Source organism: Yersinia ruckeri ATCC 29473 (assembly GCF_000754815.1).
Classification (GTDB): Bacteria; Pseudomonadota; Gammaproteobacteria; order Enterobacterales; family Enterobacteriaceae; genus Yersinia; species Yersinia ruckeri.
Genome location: NZ_KN150747.1, coordinates 154783 through 172526, shown reverse-complemented (window position 1 = coordinate 172526; position 17744 = coordinate 154783). Strand labels below are relative to the sequence as shown.

Here is a 17744-nt window from a genome sequence, read left to right as displayed (position 1 = left end):
CATATCATCATCAATGTTGAGCCACTGTCTGATCCTGACTCCGCAGAGTCCGGCCCTGTCCTACGCCATGAGGAACAAATGACGCTACCCACGCAAGCAAAGAGGTAAATCCAACCAAAACATTACGAATCAACGGCGGAGCGTAACTCGCCATACGAACATAGCCTCTGAAACCCAGCGCCAAAACATCACGCAAACTTTCAATCGGCTTATCTTCAGGAAAACCGTCCTGCCACAGCGCCCAAGTATCGGCGCGGGCAAAGGTACACTGGATAAAGTCGATATGCTGCGCCACGCTCAGATCGTCCATTTGCATGCCAACTTTCTTGCCAAACGCCCGAGTTACCCTGCACGGAAAAGTGTATTCCTGTTGGCCACGTTTAAGCAGCAGCGTCGCCGTTTCGCCATCCTGTAGTAATCCTTCCTCGCGCATTTCTATCCCCACACCACCATCAGAATAGTCGCGCAGGGTACAGGCAAACAGGTGACCGTCGTTACGAGCAATGGCCGCAGGCATCGCAATCTCCACTCGGTGAGACTGACGAACCTGCTTGGCCTCAACCGCTACTGCCACCGCGCCACCGAGAATAGTCATGTTGTAAATCACCCACACCAGACTGATCACCACCGTCATAATTTCGTTTGTCGGCCCGTTGCCCAAACGCCATAACCCGGCAATCAATCCCGCTAGATTCAGTAATACCAACGCCATATACGGGCGAGTAATCACCCAGTCCACGTGCTGCTCTTCCACCAAACCGCCTTTGGCCGTTACGTTGAATTTCCCTTTGCGCGGATTCAGCAGCGCTACGGTAGTTGGTCGGGCGATGTACCACGCCAGCACGGTTTCATAGATCTCACTCCAGAATGAATGACGATACTTTCCCTGTAGACGCGAGTTGGTCAAACTGGCATGAATCATATGCGGCAATACATAGAGTGCAATTGCCAACGCGGGAGCAAATATGATGTACGCATGCATAAGCAGGAAAGCCAACGGTGCCGTCAGGAAGATTAAACGCGGAATACCGGCCAAAAAGTGCAACATGGCATTGGCGTAACATAACCGCTGCACAAACTTCAGCCCCTTGCCAAGCAAGGGGTTATCCAGACGGAAAATCTGTACCATGCCCCGCGCCCAGCGAATACGCTGGCCGATGTGCGCCGATAAGCTTTCCGTCGCCAATCCGGCCGCCTGCGGAATACGGATATACGCTGAGGTATAACCTTTGCGGTGTAGGCGTAATGAGGTATGAGCATCTTCGGTAACCGTTTCAACCGCAATCCCGCCCACGTCATCCAAAGCACTGCGCCGCAACACCGCGCAAGAGCCACAAAAGAACGTGGCGTCCCACATATCGTTCCCATCCTGTACCAGGCCGTAGAACAACGTGCCTTCGTTAGGCGTTTGACGAAAACGCCCAAGGTTACGTTCAAAAGGATCGGGAGAGAAGAAATGGTGTGGCGTTTGCAACATGCCCAATTTCAGGTCTTTAAAGAACCATCCCACCGTCAATTGCAGGAAAGAGCGGGTCGGTACGTGGTCACAGTCGAAAATGGCCACAAACTCACCCTTGGCTTGTTTCAATGCGTGATTAACATTACCGGCCTTCGCGTGTTCATGGGTTGTACGAGCGATATAGTTCACCCCAACTTGCTCGGCGAAGGCTTTAAATTCAGGTCTATTACCGTCATCCAGAATATAGATATTAATCTTATCCTTCGGCCAATCTATACCTAATGCTGCATAAATAGTCGGTTTTACTACGCTAAGATCTTCATTGTAAGTGGGCACCATCAGATCGACAGTCGGCCAGGTCGAAATATCTTCTGGCATAGGCACTGGCTGGCGGTTAAGCGGCCAAATAGTCTGAAAGTAACCCAGAACCAGCACCACCCAAGCGTAGGTTTCTGCCAATAACAGCAGCAAACCACAGACCAGACTCACGGGATCGTCCCAGTTCAGCGTTTCGGTATAGCGCCACCACAGGTAACGGCAGGAAATCGTGACCGATAGCACAATCAACATCAGCGTCGGCAAACGCCCTGGGATGCGCCGTACTACCATAGCTATCGCCCACAGCAGTAACACAAAGATAAATTGCGCCATCAACCCAAAAGGCTGGGAAATACAAATCAGCGCCAAGATCCCAGCGATAATACTCAGCGTAATAAAAAGAATACGGCGAGTGCGTTTTTGTAATCGGCTAAGCCGTGCAACAACTGCTTGCTCCAACCGATTTTTTTTTACATTCTCCGGCAAAACATCAAGCCATTGCCGATAACGTTGCTTTTGGGTGCGTAACCAACCTGGCGTCTTGGAAACCGGTTTCGGCTTTTCACTATCCGCAGAATCAGGACGGACTAACAATAGCCAAATGCCTTGCAGTAAATAGCGTAAACCATCCGCCAACCGTGGGCGACGCGCAGCGATATGTGGGAACCAGTAAGTGCGATGTTGAATCACATTCTGCCAACTCGGAGATTCGAGGCGCAGAAAAAACCAGCCCAACGCCACTGCCAGCGTGTTTAGGAACGCAGTGAGAACGGTACATCCTTGATTCAAATATTGGTTATAGTGGCGCTGTAATCCCTGCGATACCGGGGGCATAAACAGTCCCCGCATTAACAGGCTCATACATTCCCCCCGGCACAATGAATCAGGCACCAGTTAGCCAGTGTATTCACTTCATCAGCAGCCAAACTTTGCGACGCGTACTCGCCTAATGGCTGTTTAGCCGCCAACGCTTCCGTCACTGCTTCATCGCGATGAATAAATAACGGCAGTAAGTTGCGTAAATTTTGCAGCCACAACTGGTGCATATCTTGCTGCAAACGGCTGGTAGCCGAAAATTGATTAAGCAGAAAATGGCTATCTACCGGCAGAGCCTGTTGATGTAAACGGGCGTGGCAAGCGGCATCGGCGGCAATCATCACAATAACTTTATCCGCCAGCGCCAGCGCTTGTTGCGACAGAATATTGTCGCCAGCGGGAACATCCAGCAGAATCCAGCGATGCTCGGCGGTGGCTTTCAATGTCGCTATTTTTTCCTGCCAGTCGTGTTCAGGCTGCAACAGCGTCGTTGGCAACTGCCGCTGTTCTGCCATATTGAGTTGACCAAAAGGCAGAAAGTCCAGCAATGGCGTATAACGCATGGCCTGCTGCTGCCAGTCGTGGTGATCTAACGAGGCTCTCGCCCAGCCGCCAGACTGTTCAAACGGCATGTTGAAATGAAGACGCAATAAATTATCAGGGGAAAAATCAATGACCAGAACCGACTCTTCTAGCTGTTGTAATGCCCAGGCAAGAGCCACGGTGATGGATGTCGCGCCTGTACCGCCTCTTAAACCCTGCATTGCAATCACTGGCATAAACTATTTGCTCCCTGTGAACTGAGCCAGCTCGGCCAATAATGGCCATCGAGCCATCATCTGCTGTAAACGTTCCTGACGAACAATATCGATATAGCTTAATTTTGGTAAGGCAAACGCTCGACTTAATGCTAGTAGATCATCCTGAACTTCGGGGGATGAATTCACATAGAACCGATCTATTTGAGTATTCATTCTACGGCCCTTGAAAAATAGGCTAGTGTAATTAAGTATTTTGATAATTAGAGTATACTTTGCCTATTAAGATAAGTCTTAACTTAATATCCTAGTACAAAGTTGGTTAATGTCAGGTGCAATGATATAATTATGTTCAGCATTTCGTTTGCATTGACCTGTAGAACTTCAACCCAATTTAGAAGCAAAAAACCCATGTCGAGAACATTCTCATTAGGTATTGGTAAAATTTGGGATGAATTGGCCGTTGTGCAGGCCTCTGGGCTCTATTGGATCAATATAGACCGCGAGAATGACGCAAATCTATTCTGCCAACAGATAATTAGAAACCAGCCCAAAAATACCCGTTCGGCATTGATTTGTTCCGGTCAAAAACCCACACATTTACTGACAGACCTTGCCGGTTTCGGGCCAGAAAAACTGCCTTTATTTACCCTGCCAGAAAAAAAAGCTGCCGTTAAAAATTTTGCCAATGACTTAATGCGATCATTAAGACCACAGCAGCGTTTTTTTATTTTGTTAGCGCATGCCAGCTTGTGGCAAACGTTCACTACGGAAGAAACTCAGCACTGGGTACAGGAATTAAGTCACTGGTTGGAAGAACATCAAGCCACATTAGTGATTCTCAGTCACGGCAGCGGAGTCAGTAAACTTAAAACGCAACTGGTTAATCAGCATAAAGCACTGCAAGGGCTTGCCAGCCTGCAATGGCAGCACGATCACGCGCAATATATGGTTTCCTGGTGGAGTACTGCCAGCAGCGTGACTGCCAACCAATTGGTTAAATTGCAGCCCGGCTCTGAAGGCTGGCAGATGACCGAAGAGAAAGAGCAACAACCGTTGGCGCAGTCTCGTAACGACGAATATCTCTATTTGGCTACCGCCACCACTCTGGAAGGGGCTCCGCCGCTCTCTGCCAACTGGCAACTGTTTGAAAATAATCTCTTATTATCCGAACGAGCCTTTTCCACCTATGCTGCGACCATTATATTTTCCCTCACTCAAAGCGATCAGATCGATAAACTCGCCCGCCAGATTCACAGTTTGCGCCGGCACCGTGGGAATGCACTGAAAATCGTGGTGCGTGAAATGGACTCCAGTCTGCGTTATAGCGATGAACGCCTGTTATTAGCCTGCGGTGTCAATCTGATCGTACCTCACATCGCCCCTTTATCTCGTTTTCTGACCATGATAGAAGGTATTCAAGGACAGCGTTTTTCTCGCCATGTACCTGAAGATATTAATAATTTACTGGACTCACTTCGTCCATTACAGCTAAAAGGTTATCTGCCGCTGGATCAATTCTGCCAGTCCGTGCTGTCTTTAACAGGCAATACTTTATTACCAGAAGATGGCAAAGGCGTGCTGGTTGCGTTGCGCCCAGTACCCGGCCTATCCGCCCGTCAGGCACTGACGCTGTGCCATATACGACGTTTTGGCGATATTGTGACATTTGCTAGCGATCGTCTGGTGGTATTCCTGTCGACCTGTCGAATAAATGATCTGGATACGGCGCTGAATTACATTTTCCGTCTACCGGTAAATGAAACCTTCAGTAACCGCCTCGTGTGGTATGAAGATCGTGAGATCATTTCTGAAGTCAATCAGATGAACAATCCAGATTATGTGCAAAACTTTATTGATAGTAAAATTCATCAACGGGAAAAAGATCGGCCGACTTCTGTACCATCAGAGCGCCGAAAACCAGTGGCTATAACGTTGAATATAGGTAAACGCGAGGAGAATACTTAATGAATCTCAGCGAGATTTTTCAGGTTATGTTATTGGCGGCTATCGTTTTTTTCCCACTTGGTTATTTTTTACGTGGTCGTTTTCCCGCCTGGTGGGCAAAGAAGCAACACCTTTTTCTCTCAGCACGCTATCTGAAATCAGAAGGGATCTGGTTGCGTGACGGCTCCTCTTCACCTATTAAGAAATAACCATGAACCTGAAAAAGAATGCGCAAAAATCACAGACGCCATGGCGTTATTGGCGCGGTCTGGGCGGCTGGAACTACTATTTCCTACTGAAACTGGCTCTACTCTGGTTTGGCTACCTTAATTTTCATCCATTTGCTAACTTGGTGTTTGTTGCTTACCTGGTTTTCCCTATTCCTGCTGAACGGCTGCATCGCTTACGCCATTGGATTGGTATTCCCATCGGCTTGGCGCTGTTCCTCCACGATACCTGGCTACCGGGTTTCAGCAGCATCCTGAGCCAAAGCTCACAGGTCGCTGGGTTTAGTTTCAGCTATATCATCGAATTGATTGAACGCTTCATCAACTGGCGCATGATCGGTGCAGCCTTTGTGATGTTGGTCGGCTATCTGTTCATTTCCCAGTGGATTCGCGTCACGGTATTTATCATTGCGGCAATAATTTGGCTAAACGTGGTAACTCTCGCAGGGCCAGCGTTATCCCTGCTACCCAGTACCACGACTGCCACCGAGAGCAATATTCCAACCGCTCACACCAGTGCGCAGCCTGCGGTGGACGCGCCGCCAACCAGCGCAAACCTAACGGCGTACCTGAACAATTTCTACGCGCAGGAAAAAAACCGCGTCACTCAGTTCCCGTCCACATTACCAAATGACGCTCAACCTTTTGATTTACTGGTTATTAATGTCTGTTCTCTATCATGGTCAGATATAGAGGCCATTCAGTTAGATAAGCATCCGCTGTGGAATCAGTTTGATTTGGTGTTCCGAAATTTCAACTCGGCAACCGCCTACAGTGGCCCGGCGTCAATTCGTTTACTGCGCGCCAGCTGCGGTCAGGAATCCCACCATGATCTGTACCAATCCGCAGAACAACAATGCTATTTATTTGATAACTTAGCAAAATTGGGCTTCACATCCCAATTGATGCTGGATCACTCAGGGGTTTTCGGTAATTACCTACAGAATCTGCGGGAAGATGCCAATATGCGTGCGCCACTGATGTCACAGAAAGATATCAGCAACCAATTGGTTTCCTTTGATAATGAGCCGGTTTATAACAACCTGGAGCTATTGAATCGTTGGTTGGCACAGCAGAAAGAAGGGACGGAAGGTGCGAGAAGTGCAACCTTCGTGAATTTTGTACCACTGCATGATGGCAACCGTTTTGTCGGAACCAATAAAACCGCCGATTACAAAACCAGAGCGCAAACTATGTTTGATCAGCTCGATACCTTCTTTGGGGAATTAGAGAAATCTGGCCGTAAAGTCATGGTGGTCGTGGTGCCTGAACACGGTGCCGCATTGGTTGGTGACAAGATGCAAATGTCCGGCTTACGTGACATACCCAGCCCAGGCATTACGCATATTCCAGTAGGCATTAAGATGATTGGCATGAAAGCAGCGGATCCAGCCAGCCCGATCGTCATCAAAGCGCCAAGTAGCTATTTGGCTATTTCAGAGCTGGTTTCCCGGGTGGTTGACGGCAAGATATTTACGGCTCCAGACGTTGACTGGCAGACTTTGATTAAAGGCTTACCAGAGACCGCCGTTATATCTGAAAATGATAATGCCGTGGTTATGCAATATCAGGGAAAAACCTACATTCGCTTAAATGGTGGAGACTGGGTGCCTTACCCACAATAAAAGCGAAAAGAGAATCATCTACAATAAACAGGAGCGTATAATTACGTTCCTGTTTTATATTGAATGAATACCGGTTTATTTCCATCTCATCGCGATGCCAAAATATTTTCAATATGTGAGCATTATCTCATTAAAGAATGGCGTGATAAATTCAGTCAATAACGATGCAAACTGCATAATATTCAAATTATCGAAAAAATATTCAACTGATGTTCTAAGTGAGATCTCAGCGAGAGAAAAATATGAAAGATCTTGCTGAGATACCTATATACAATTTACTCGCTTATTATTTGCTTTGGGTTATAAAAAAAGCACCGATTATTAACTCATCGGTGCTTTTTTAGCTCTTATCATCGGTATTAACTATATTAACTACATTAACTACCGACTTCGGATTCATCCTGATCAATAGCAAAACACGCTACCATTTGATCACCATAGTGTTTAAGTTGCGGCTGTAATTGCCTACAGGTGCTGAAGGCTCTGCGGCAACGCGCGTTAAATGCACATCCCGGCGGCGGATTCATCGGGCTGGGTAATTCGCCCGTCAATTTAATCCGCTCACGGCGCATATCTGGATTCAGTCGCGGTGTCGCCGACAACAACGCCTGTGTATAAGGATGACGCGGATTGTTAAAGATGGCCTCTTTGCTCCCTTTCTCAACGCAGCGACCGAGGTACATCACCATCACTTCATCAGCAATATGTTCCACCACCGATAGATCGTGGGAGATAAAGACATAAGACAGTCCCAGTTCCTGCTGCAAATCCATCATCAAATTCAATACCTGTGCCCGCACAGATACATCCAATGCAGACACCGGTTCATCAGCAATCACCACGTCTGGGTTCAGCATCAAACCTCTGGCGATGGCAATACGCTGCCGCTGGCCACCAGAAAACATATGGGGATAGCGATCGTAATGCTCGGTTTTTAAACCAACTTTTGCCATCATCGCCAATGTTTTCTCTCGCCGCTCCTTGCTACTTAATGTGGTATTGATTTGCAAAGGCTCTTCCAGAATCTGGCCCACTTTTTTACGCGGATTTAACGAGCCATAAGGATTTTGAAATACGATCTGAATTTTCTGTCGGCGCAGTTTTTCTGCGCTTTCATCCGGCTTCAACAAATCTTGCCCTTGATAATACAGCTCGCCGCCGGTTGGTATTTCAATCATGGTCAGCAGCCGGCCTAAGGTTGATTTACCACAGCCAGACTCTCCGACCACTGCCAACGTTTTACCGCGTTCCAGCGTGAACGAAACGCCATCCAGTGCTTTGACCAGACGTTCCGGTGCAAACAGTCCCTTCTTGACTGGATAGTATTTTTTTAGATCGATCGCTTGTAACAGCGGTCTGGCGAGTTGCGGCTCATTATTCATTTCAATATTGCGACTCATAGGGTCGGCCTCCCCGCATCATCCAGCGGTGTATGGCATTTAACTTGACGTCCAGACGGGCCGAGCAATTCTGGTTCTTCGCTACGACAACGAAGGTTGGCATAAGGACAGCGCGGATTGAGCAGACAACCATCCGGCCGATCATATTTACCCGGCACGACACCCGGCAGCGACGCCAGTCGTGCTTTATCTTGCGCAAATTCCGGTAATGCCCGCAGTAATGCCTGAGTGTAGGGGTGGCGCGGGGCGCGGAAAATTTCCGCCGCTTTCCCAGTTTCAACCACCTGACCGGCATACATCACAATAATATGATGAGCGGCTTCAGCCACCAGAGCCAAATCGTGGGTAATCAATAGCAGAGCCATATTTTCCTGCTGCTGTAACTCCAACAGCAGTTCGATAATCTGGGCCTGAATCGTCACATCCAGTGCAGTGGTCGGTTCATCGGCAATCAGTAATTTGGGGCGACAAGCAATGGCCATGGCGATCATGACCCGCTGACTCATCCCGCCGGAGAGCTGGTGAGGATAAACATCCAAGCGGGAAGCCGGATCAGGAATGCCCACCAGCATCAGCAAATCCACTGCGCGTTGGTGCCGGGTGCGGCGGTTGCCGCCCTGATGTACTTTCAGCGCCTCCATAATCTGATAACCCACGGTGTAACAAGGATTCAGGCTGGTCATCGGATCTTGGAAAATCATCGCGACTTCAGAACCGACTAACTGCCGACGCTCTTTTTCAGAAATTTTAGTCAGATCACGTCCGTTAAATTCCAGTTTATCCGCCATGACTTTACCGGGGTAATCGATCAACCCCATGATAGCCAACGAGCTAACCGATTTACCGGAACCCGATTCACCCACAATACCCACGACCTGACCTTGCTCAATGCTATAGCTAATCCGGTCTACCGCTTTGAATGGCGCATTTTCATCACCAAAATGCACCGACAGCTTATCTACGTTTAAAAGTGCCATGTCTCTCTTCCTCTACTGCTTGAGTTTGGGGTCGAGAGCATCACGCAGGCCGTCCCCCATCAGGTTAAATGCCAGAACCGTCAGCAGAATTGCCACGCCGGGGAAGGTCACAACCCACCAAGCGCTCTGCGCAAACTGCAACACATCGGAGAGCATGGTGCCCCACTCTGGCGTGGGTGGTTGCGCACCCATGCCAAGGAAGCCGAGAGCGGCCATATCCAGAATGGCATTAGAGAAACCCAGAGACGCCTGCACGATTAGCGGCGCCAGACAGTTTGGCAGGATATTAATAAACATCTGGCGCAATGCCCCGGCACCCGCAACGCGAGAGGCGGTGACATAATCGCGGTTAACTTCCACCAATACCGCAGCACGCGTCAGACGGACATAGTGTGGCAATGCCACGAACGTCAGCGCCAACGCGGCATTCACAATGGAAGGCCCAAATACGGCGACCAACACCAATGCCAGCAACAGACTCGGCAATGCCAGCATGATATCGACGATACGCATGATAATGGCGTCAACTATCCCGCCAAAATACCCAGCCAACAGGCCGAGCACCACGCCCATGACCAGCGACAGTGTGACCACCAGGCAACCGACTAACAGAGATAGACGCGCACCGTACATCAGGCGGGATAGCACATCGCGGCCAACGTCATCAGTACCAAGAAGGAATTTCCAGCTACCTCCTTCTTGCCAAACGGGTGGTTTGAGCAATGCGTCGCGAAATTGTTCTGCTGGCAAGTGTGGTGCTAACCATCCCGCGCCAATCGCCACCACCAGCATGATAATGATATAGAACAGGCCAACGACAGCCCCTTTATTGCGCTTGAAATAGTGCCAAAACTCCTGCATAGGAGTCATTGGCTTCGGCGCACTTTTTACTGCTGACTCGGTAATTTGAGACATTTTGCGCCCCTTATTTCTTATGACGAATACGCGGATTAACCACGCCGTAGAGCACGTCTACCAGCAGGTTAACAACAATAATCATGATGGCGACCAGCAATACGCCGCCCTGCACTACCGGATAATCACGGCGTTGCAACGCATCCATCAACCAACGTCCCAGGCCAGGCCAGGAGAAAATGGTTTCGGTCAGAATTGCCCCCGCCAGCAGAGTACCCACCTGCAAACCGATCACCGTGACCACAGGCAGTAAGGCATTACGCAATGCATGCACCACAATCACGCGCATTCGGCTTAAACCTTTGGCGCGCGCAGTGCGGATATAATCCTCGCCCAACACTTCCAGCATGGAAGAACGGGTCATGCGCACAATAACCGCTAACGGAATAGTGCCCAGCACGATCGCGGGCAGAATCATGTGCATTACTGCATCTTTGAAGTCGCCTTCTTCGCCCCAAATCAGAGTATCGAGCAGCATAAAACCGGTCAAAGGATGGCTATCATCGAGGAAAATGGTATCGCTGACCCGCCCGGAAACCGGCGTCAGATTAAGCTGTACCGAAACCAGCATAATCAACATGATGCCCCACCAGAAGATCGGCATTGAATAACCGGTCAGGGAAATCCCAACGGCGGTGTGATCGAAAATCGAACCTCGTTTGACCGCTGCCAATACCCCAACGGGAATCCCAACGCTGATGGCAAATAACATCGCACATAGACCCAGCTCCAACGTGGCCTTAAAGCGAGGTACGAATTCTTCCCAGACGGAGATACGACTTTTGAGGGATATCCCTAAATCACCATGCAATACGCCGTTGACGTAGTGGAAATATTGTTGATAGAGAGGCTTATCCAGCCCCATTTCCGCCATGATTTGTGCATGACGCTCTGCGGAGATACCGCGTTCCCCAGCCATGATGGTCACCGGATCACCGGGGATCATGTGGACGAATGCAAAAGTCAGCAATGTTATGCCGATAAACGTTGGGATCACTAACCCCAAACGTCGGAGTATGAACTGAAACATATCCCGAACTCTCTGTGTAAATTGCCCGACAGCTCATAGGCCGTCAGGCTTATTAAAAACCCGACCCCTGAAGCCACCCACACAGGCTCAACTCACAGGGATGGGTTTAAGGCTCACATCTATAACGATGTCTTGAACATCTGGAACACCAGATCAATGAGGGTACCGTAGCCCCCTCATCCATAAACGGCGTTGACAGCTTATTTCACGATATCCACTTGCTGGAAGTAATGTCCGCCCAACGGATCAACAATGTAGTTTTTCACTTCTTTGCGCACAGGTTCGTACACGGTGGAGTGAGCAACAATCAGAGCTGGAGCCTGGTCGTGCATAATGACCTGAGCCTGTTTGTACAACGCGGCACGTTTAGCTTGATCCGACTCAGCGCGTGCTGGCTGGATAACATCTTCAAACGGCTTGTAACACCATTTGGAGTAGTTAGAACCTTGTTTCGCCGCATCGCAGCTAAACAATGTGGCGAAGAAGTTGTCTGGATCCCCATTATCCCCAGTCCAACCCATCATCACCGTTTGGTGCTCGCCTTCTTTGGCACGCTTCAGATACTCGCCCCACTCGTAAGTCACGATCTTGGCTTTTACACCCACTTGAGCCCAATCAGACTGAATCATCTCAGCCATACGACGGGCATTCGGGTTATACGGACGTTGAACCGGCATTGCCCACAAATCGATAGAGAAACCGTCTGGCAAACCGGCTTCTTTCAGCAGTTCTTTCGCTTTAACCGGATCATAGGCGTAATCTTTAATCTCATTGTTATAGCCCCACATTGTTGGTGGGATCAGGTTCTTAGCTGGCTGGCCTGCACCCTGATAAACCGCTTCAATGATCGCATCTTTATTGACCGCCATGGTCAATGCCTGACGAACCTTAACGTTATCCAGCGGCTTTTTCTCAACGTTGAAGGACACATAACCGACGTTCAGGCCAGCTTGCTCCATCAGGTTGATCGATTTATCTTCTTTCATACGAGCGATGTCAGCCGGATTTGGGTACGGCATAACCTGACATTCGTTTTTCTGCATTTTTGCATAACGTACTGATGCATCAGGTGTAATAGAGAATACCAACCGATCGATTTTCGGTTTAGTACCCCAATAACCGTCGAAGGCTTTATACAGAATGCGTGAATCTTTCTGGTATTGCTGCAACTGGAATGGACCGGTACCGATCGGGTTAAGATCGACTTTTTCCGGTGTTCCTGCCTTCATCATGTTATCGGCATATTCAGCCGACAGGATAGACGCGAAATCCATTCCCAAATCAGCGAGGAATGGCGATTCTGGGCGGGTCAGTACGAAACGGACGGTATGGTCGTCAACTTTTTCGACTTTACTGATCAAATCTCCCATCCCCATCCCTTGGAAGTACTCATAGCTGCCGCCAGAAACTTTATGATAAGGATGGTTTTCATCTTTTTGCCGCATAAAGGTGTAGATCACATCATCGGCATTGAAAGTACGGGTAGGTTTGAAATCTTTGCTGTCCTGCCACTTCACATCTTTACGCAGATGGAAAGTATAAGTTTTACCGTCTTCGCTGACATCCCACGTCTCGGCCAGAGCCGGTTGAATTTCGGTCGTCCCGATTTTGAATTCGACCAAACGGTTATAGATGGCACGAGAACTGGCATCATAAGTCGTACCAGAGGTGAACAACTGTGGGTTAAAACCTTCAGGAGACCCCTCTGAGCAATACACCAAAGTTTTTGCCTGAATACCGGCAGAAACCGCCAGCGCAACTAGCCCAATACCGAGTTTTACTATCCCTGCGTTTCCCAAGGAAATCGTCATCGCTTGTGCTCCATTATGGTGATGTGTGATGTGTGTTGTGTGTACAACCAGACCCTATAATTTTTTAGTCTGCGGTCTGTGCTGTTTTGGCCCGATGGCCACAGGAATGGTAAAATGAGGAGCCGAATAGAAACCTATTCAGACGGTCGGATTGAAGAGGTTAACCCCCAAAACGTCTCTCGTTAACTACCCCTGAGGGTACCAATTTGGCAACAGTTAACAGCAACGTCAATACGGCTGATAGGGTTTTATACAGAGGATGAGAAACAGCAAGCAAACATAAAAAAAACTTTTCATTAACATAGTTAGCATTAAAAATTATGCTACTACTAATTATTCAGTGTTATTCACTGGGTAAAATGTCTATGCCAGTGGTAACACCCAAAGACAATTAGAAAAACTTTGTTGCTGAAAGATGAAGATATGCCCAGTTTTTTTTGTGATTGGTGAGTGAAACAGGAGGAAATGCTGCTATATACGCATTATCTGACGAAATTTGAGTTGGGTTTTGTCAATCTGGTTCAACATTCCGACGATAGAAGCAGCCAGTGTCGGTGTCACTCTCACCCATAAAGCAGATGATCGAAAAAAACCCTGACTAAAAAGCCAGGGTTCTTAAATGTGGTCGGCGAGAGAGGATTCGAACCTCCGACCCACTGGTCCCAAACCAGTTGCGCTACCAAGCTGCGCTACTCGCCGAATCGGGGCGCATCTTACTGCTACGCTCCTGGGTCGTCAATCACTTTTTAATAACCGGACACTAAGTGTTGATAAAACCACCGTATCGGCCAAAAAATGAAGTATTAACCCTTTACCAGCCTGCTATCAGACGCTGGCACTTGCCTCGATCGAGCGCGGAGATTGTGCGCGCAGAAACGGCAATAAGAACAATGCAGACATACAGGCCGCGATAGAAATGACCACGAAGAAGCCATTCCAATGCCACACTTCCATAATGCGAGCAATCGGGTAGCCAGACAATGCCGCACCCAGATAAGCGAACAGACCCACAAAGCCAGTCGCAGCCCCTGCGGCATCTTTATGCGAGCATTCTGCCGCCGCCATACCAATCAACATTTGTGGGCCAAAGATAAAGAAGCCGATGGCGAAGAAGCAGCCAGCCTGTAATACGTAGCTGACACCCGGCATAATCCACAGAGACGCCACGGACAGGAAGATACCGATGGCGAAAATGAGGTTCATCGGACCACGGTTGCCACGGAACCACTTATCAGACCCCCAACCAGCCACCAGAGAACCGATAAAGCCACCCACTTCAAACAGTGAAATCGCAGAGTTGGCCGTCATCAGGGAGTAGCCTTTTTCCTGCGTCAGATACAGATTACCCCAGTCGTTTATCGCGGTACGCACGATGTAAACCAACACATAAGACACCGCCAGTAACCAGATATATTTATTGGTTAATACATAACGTTTTACGATTTCTTTATTCGTCAGACCCAAGCCTTCGGATTCCTGCACCAGTTCCATGGCATCGTTACGCCATCTCCCGACGCTAGGTAACCCCATGGTGCTTGGCTTATCACGCAGACGCCAGCACATCAGCAAACCAATCACCACACCAATAATACCGGGAATGATCATGCCGTAACGCCAGCTAAAGTGCAGTGAAATACCGCCAACCAACAATGGAATCAACGCACCGCCAAAATTATGGGAAGTATTCCAGATCGCCCACCAACCACCGCGCTCGGAGCGAGAATACCAGCTGGTCAGAATTTTAGAACATGGCGGCCAGCCCCAGCCTTGGAAGAAGGCGTTGATAATCCACAAGGTGCCGAACACCAGTAGAGAGGAACTCATACCAAACAGGATATTAATTATCCCGGTCATTATCAGGCCAATACCCATAAAGAAACGTGGGTTTGAACGGTCACTGATCATTCCGGAAATAAATTTTGAGCAGCCGTAGGTGATATAAAACAGAGTGCCCAAAATGCCGACGTCAGACATGGTCAGTCCCAAATCGCTAAGCATTGCTGGCATGATGAAGTTAAAACTTTTGCGGGTGAAGTAAAAAGCGGCATAGCCGATATACATCGTCCACATTAACTGAATACGCCAATATTTATAGGCCGTATCAATTTCTTTTTGATCCGTTACCAGCGGTACGTTATCGCGGCTTTTAAAGAAAGACCACATGTTGAACCTCAGACATTAATAAAAGTGTGGTCATCATGGCGCGCGCGCGTAAGAAAGAAACGGGCACCTTTCCTGCATGAATCGGGAATATTTCCTAGTTTTGCTTAGTTAACGAAGGAACTGTGGGCAGGATCACACTCAAACAAGTGCCATTATTTCCCTCCAGTTTAAAACTTCCACCCAATGCGCTCACTCGTTCCTGCATACCGCGTAGACCATAGCCGGGCGTAAATAGCTCAAGATTGACACCTTTACCATTGTCACGAATCGTCAAATGTACCTGCTGTTTCACCTGCTGCACATTCACCTCGATTCGCGTGGCTGCGCCGTGACGATAAGCATTGGTGACGCCTTCCTGACAAATACGGTACAGCGTAATTTTCAGCGTTTCATCCAGAGACTGATCGCTCAATTGCCATTGCAATACTCCCAGCACGGATTGATCCTGCGGAATCAATTCACGCATCAAAGCAGCAACCGCCGCAGAGAGCGGTAAATTATTCAGCGCGGCGGGCCATAACTGTTTCAATACATCATGGACGCCGTCATAAACCCTCAGCGCCAGTGTCTCGATGACTTCGGCGCTGGCCACTACCGGCACCTGTTCGGTTAAGCGTTTGATAATGCTGGCCTGTGTGCGAATGACGGTAATGCTTTGTCCCACCTCGTCGTGTAGCTCTCTGGCAACTTCTCGACGAGTTCGCTCCTCGGCAATCACCAGATCCCGAGCCAGCCGACGGTTTTCACTCAATCGCACTGATAATTGCTGATTCAGCTCACGCTGTCGCTGAATACCCGCCCCCAACAGCAAACCGGTAAGACTCTGCGCCAACAGGGACAACAGTAAATCCCGATGTGAATCAATTTGAGCCGGTTCGTTTACCATCAGTGCCACACCATTGAGCAAAGTGGCGACCAGCGCTCCCTGCCAGCCATAACGATAAGACATAAATACAATCGGGATCGCCAGGCAGAAAGGGGCAAAGCGCCTTAACTCAGCCTCATTGACTTGATGTTGCAACCAAATACTCAATGCAAACAGCAACAAATACCAAACCAGATGGCGTAGGCGTAGGTTAATCGGCTTGTGAATCAACCCAGGTTCCAGAGGCAACCAAATCTGCCGCGCCAAATAGTGCCACAGAAGCAGGCACGTCGGGGCAATGGTAAAACCGCCAGAGAATCCCAATAGCAACGCCATTCCGCCCTGACCGGTAGAGAGTTGCCAAACCGCAGCCTGAATCAACGCAGCCACAGCAATCACCGCGCCTTGTAATAATGGCCACTGCCATTCACTGTCGCTTTGTTGATGACGTAGCAGCCAAGGCGAGGCAAACACCGCCAATAATGTAGTCAGCAATAAGACCGGCAGCGCCGTCCATAAAAATATCAGACTGCCAAATTGATCGGCCAACAACCATATCAACAGAGCATCGGCCAATAAAACGCCCGGCCAGTATCCTCGAGGACTTTGTAATAAAATGCCCAGACGCAAACCGAAGGGGAACAGCAGCAATGCTTGCAATGGCTGTTCAACCAGCAAGGTACCAATTCCCCACAAACAAAAAGCCGCGGCAAAATAGATAAAAAATAATGCCAACAGCGTAATCAGGCGCTGCATCATAAACTCAATACCCGCTTCGCCAGTTCCACGTTATTACTGATACCCAATTTGGCAAAAAGATTGGCTCGATGCACATGAACAGTTTTCGGCGATAAGCTCAAAGACTCAGCAATCTCACGCACCTCCATACCTTGAGCGAGTAAAATAGCCACTTCCCGCTCGCGACGAGTTAGAGGATCAATAGCCACCTGCACCAGTTGTTGGGCGATTTCCGGCATCAAATAAACACCGCCCGAACCCACAGTTCGTACCGCAGTGATCAAATCCTCTGGTTTGCAACGTTTGGAAAGAAAACCTTTTGCGCCGCGTTCGAGAGCCATTTCTACCAGCGCTGGGCTATCATGCATCGACAGCATGATAACGCGGATTCCAGAGGGAATATCTTTAAGCAAATCCAATCCACTCTGATCCGGCATGGAAATATCGCAAATACAAATATGTGGATTCAGCCCCGGTAAACCGGCGCGAGCCTGCTGTGCCGAGCTAAATTCCCCAACGACCTGAATATCATCCTCCATGGATAACAGTTGCACAAAACCCGAACGCACAATGTCATGATCGTCAATAAACGCCACGCGATAAGTCATGGAGGTCTCTGGTTACGGGGAATAAGCGTGGGAGTATACAACAGCAGCAGTAAACTGCGGAGAGGAAACCGGATTCGCGCCAGATAG

At 48.9% G+C, this 17744-nt stretch carries 14 protein-coding genes and 1 tRNA gene; 3 read left to right on the top strand and 12 right to left on the bottom strand.

Annotated features, from left to right (window positions below; all coding sequences use genetic code 11):
- Positions 1 to 10 precede the first annotated feature (10 nt).
- Genes bcsA through bcsR form a run of 3 tightly spaced genes read right to left on the bottom strand, consistent with a single transcriptional unit; the run spans position 11 to position 3567 of the window.
- On the bottom strand, positions 11 to 2638 hold the full coding sequence (gene bcsA / locus DJ39_RS00735; protein WP_038242906.1) for a UDP-forming cellulose synthase catalytic subunit: 2628 nt from the start codon (positions 2636 to 2638) through the stop codon (positions 11 to 13).
- Positions 2635 to 3372, bottom strand: a complete 738-nt coding sequence (gene bcsQ / locus DJ39_RS00730) for a cellulose biosynthesis protein BcsQ (protein WP_004718371.1) — start codon at positions 3370 to 3372, stop codon at positions 2635 to 2637. The genes bcsA and bcsQ overlap by 4 nt, the downstream gene beginning before the upstream one ends.
- 3 nt (positions 3373 to 3375) lie before the next feature.
- Positions 3376 to 3567: a cellulose biosynthesis protein BcsR gene (bcsR, locus tag DJ39_RS00725; protein WP_038242910.1), complete on the bottom strand. Its 192-nt coding sequence runs from the start codon at positions 3565 to 3567 to the stop codon at positions 3376 to 3378.
- Between the two features lie 195 nt (positions 3568 to 3762).
- Between bcsR and bcsE the strand changes: the two genes are divergently transcribed.
- The 3 genes from bcsE to bcsG are packed head-to-tail and all read left to right on the top strand — an operon-like array spanning position 3763 to position 7150.
- Positions 3763 to 5319 carry a cellulose biosynthesis protein BcsE gene (bcsE, locus tag DJ39_RS00720; protein WP_004718367.1) on the top strand — a complete coding sequence of 519 codons (1557 nt, stop codon included), beginning with the start codon at positions 3763 to 3765 and terminating at the stop codon, positions 5317 to 5319.
- Positions 5319 to 5507, top strand: coding sequence for a cellulose biosynthesis protein BcsF (bcsF, locus tag DJ39_RS00715; protein ID WP_038242912.1), 189 nt, complete (start codon positions 5319 to 5321; stop codon positions 5505 to 5507). The genes bcsE and bcsF overlap by 1 nt, the downstream gene beginning before the upstream one ends.
- A 2-nt stretch (positions 5508 to 5509) precedes the next feature.
- Complete coding sequence (gene bcsG / locus DJ39_RS00710; RefSeq protein WP_004718365.1) at positions 5510 to 7150, top strand: cellulose biosynthesis protein BcsG; 1641 nt, start codon at positions 5510 to 5512, stop codon at positions 7148 to 7150.
- 377 nt (positions 7151 to 7527) lie between these two features.
- On the opposite strand, the gene dppF is transcribed toward bcsG, so the two are convergent.
- The 9 genes from dppF to uhpA form a co-directional block, all read right to left on the bottom strand.
- On the bottom strand, positions 7528 to 8532 hold the full coding sequence (dppF, locus tag DJ39_RS00705; RefSeq protein ID WP_004718363.1) for a dipeptide ABC transporter ATP-binding subunit DppF: 1005 nt from the start codon (positions 8530 to 8532) through the stop codon (positions 7528 to 7530).
- A gap of 14 nt (positions 8533 to 8546) precedes the next feature.
- Positions 8547 to 9527 carry a dipeptide ABC transporter ATP-binding protein gene (dppD, locus tag DJ39_RS00700; RefSeq protein WP_004718360.1) on the bottom strand — a complete coding sequence of 327 codons (981 nt, stop codon included), beginning with the start codon at positions 9525 to 9527 and terminating at the stop codon, positions 8547 to 8549.
- 12 nt (positions 9528 to 9539) lie between these two features.
- On the bottom strand, positions 9540 to 10442 hold the full coding sequence (gene dppC, locus DJ39_RS00695) for a dipeptide ABC transporter permease DppC (protein ID WP_004718359.1): 903 nt from the start codon (positions 10440 to 10442) through the stop codon (positions 9540 to 9542).
- A 10-nt stretch (positions 10443 to 10452) separates the two neighbouring features.
- On the bottom strand, positions 10453 to 11472 hold the full coding sequence (dppB, locus tag DJ39_RS00690) for a dipeptide ABC transporter permease DppB (protein ID WP_038242913.1): 1020 nt from the start codon (positions 11470 to 11472) through the stop codon (positions 10453 to 10455).
- A 200-nt stretch (positions 11473 to 11672) separates the two neighbouring features.
- Positions 11673 to 13283, bottom strand: coding sequence for a dipeptide ABC transporter periplasmic-binding protein DppA (dppA, locus tag DJ39_RS00685; RefSeq protein WP_004718354.1), 1611 nt, complete (start codon positions 13281 to 13283; stop codon positions 11673 to 11675).
- A gap of 622 nt (positions 13284 to 13905) precedes the next feature.
- Positions 13906 to 13982: transfer RNA gene (locus DJ39_RS00680), tRNA-Pro, on the bottom strand.
- Positions 13983 to 14108: 126 nt separating this feature from the next.
- Positions 14109 to 15446: an MFS transporter gene (gene uhpC / locus DJ39_RS00675; protein ID WP_004718352.1), complete on the bottom strand. Its 1338-nt coding sequence runs from the start codon at positions 15444 to 15446 to the stop codon at positions 14109 to 14111.
- 94 nt (positions 15447 to 15540) lie between these two features.
- Complete coding sequence (gene uhpB / locus DJ39_RS00670; RefSeq protein WP_038242914.1) at positions 15541 to 17070, bottom strand: signal transduction histidine-protein kinase/phosphatase UhpB; 1530 nt, start codon at positions 17068 to 17070, stop codon at positions 15541 to 15543.
- Positions 17067 to 17657, bottom strand: coding sequence for a response regulator transcription factor UhpA (uhpA, locus tag DJ39_RS00665; RefSeq protein ID WP_038242915.1), 591 nt, complete (start codon positions 17655 to 17657; stop codon positions 17067 to 17069). Before uhpA ends, uhpB begins: the two co-directional genes overlap by 4 nt.
- Positions 17658 to 17744: the final 87 nt, after the last annotated feature.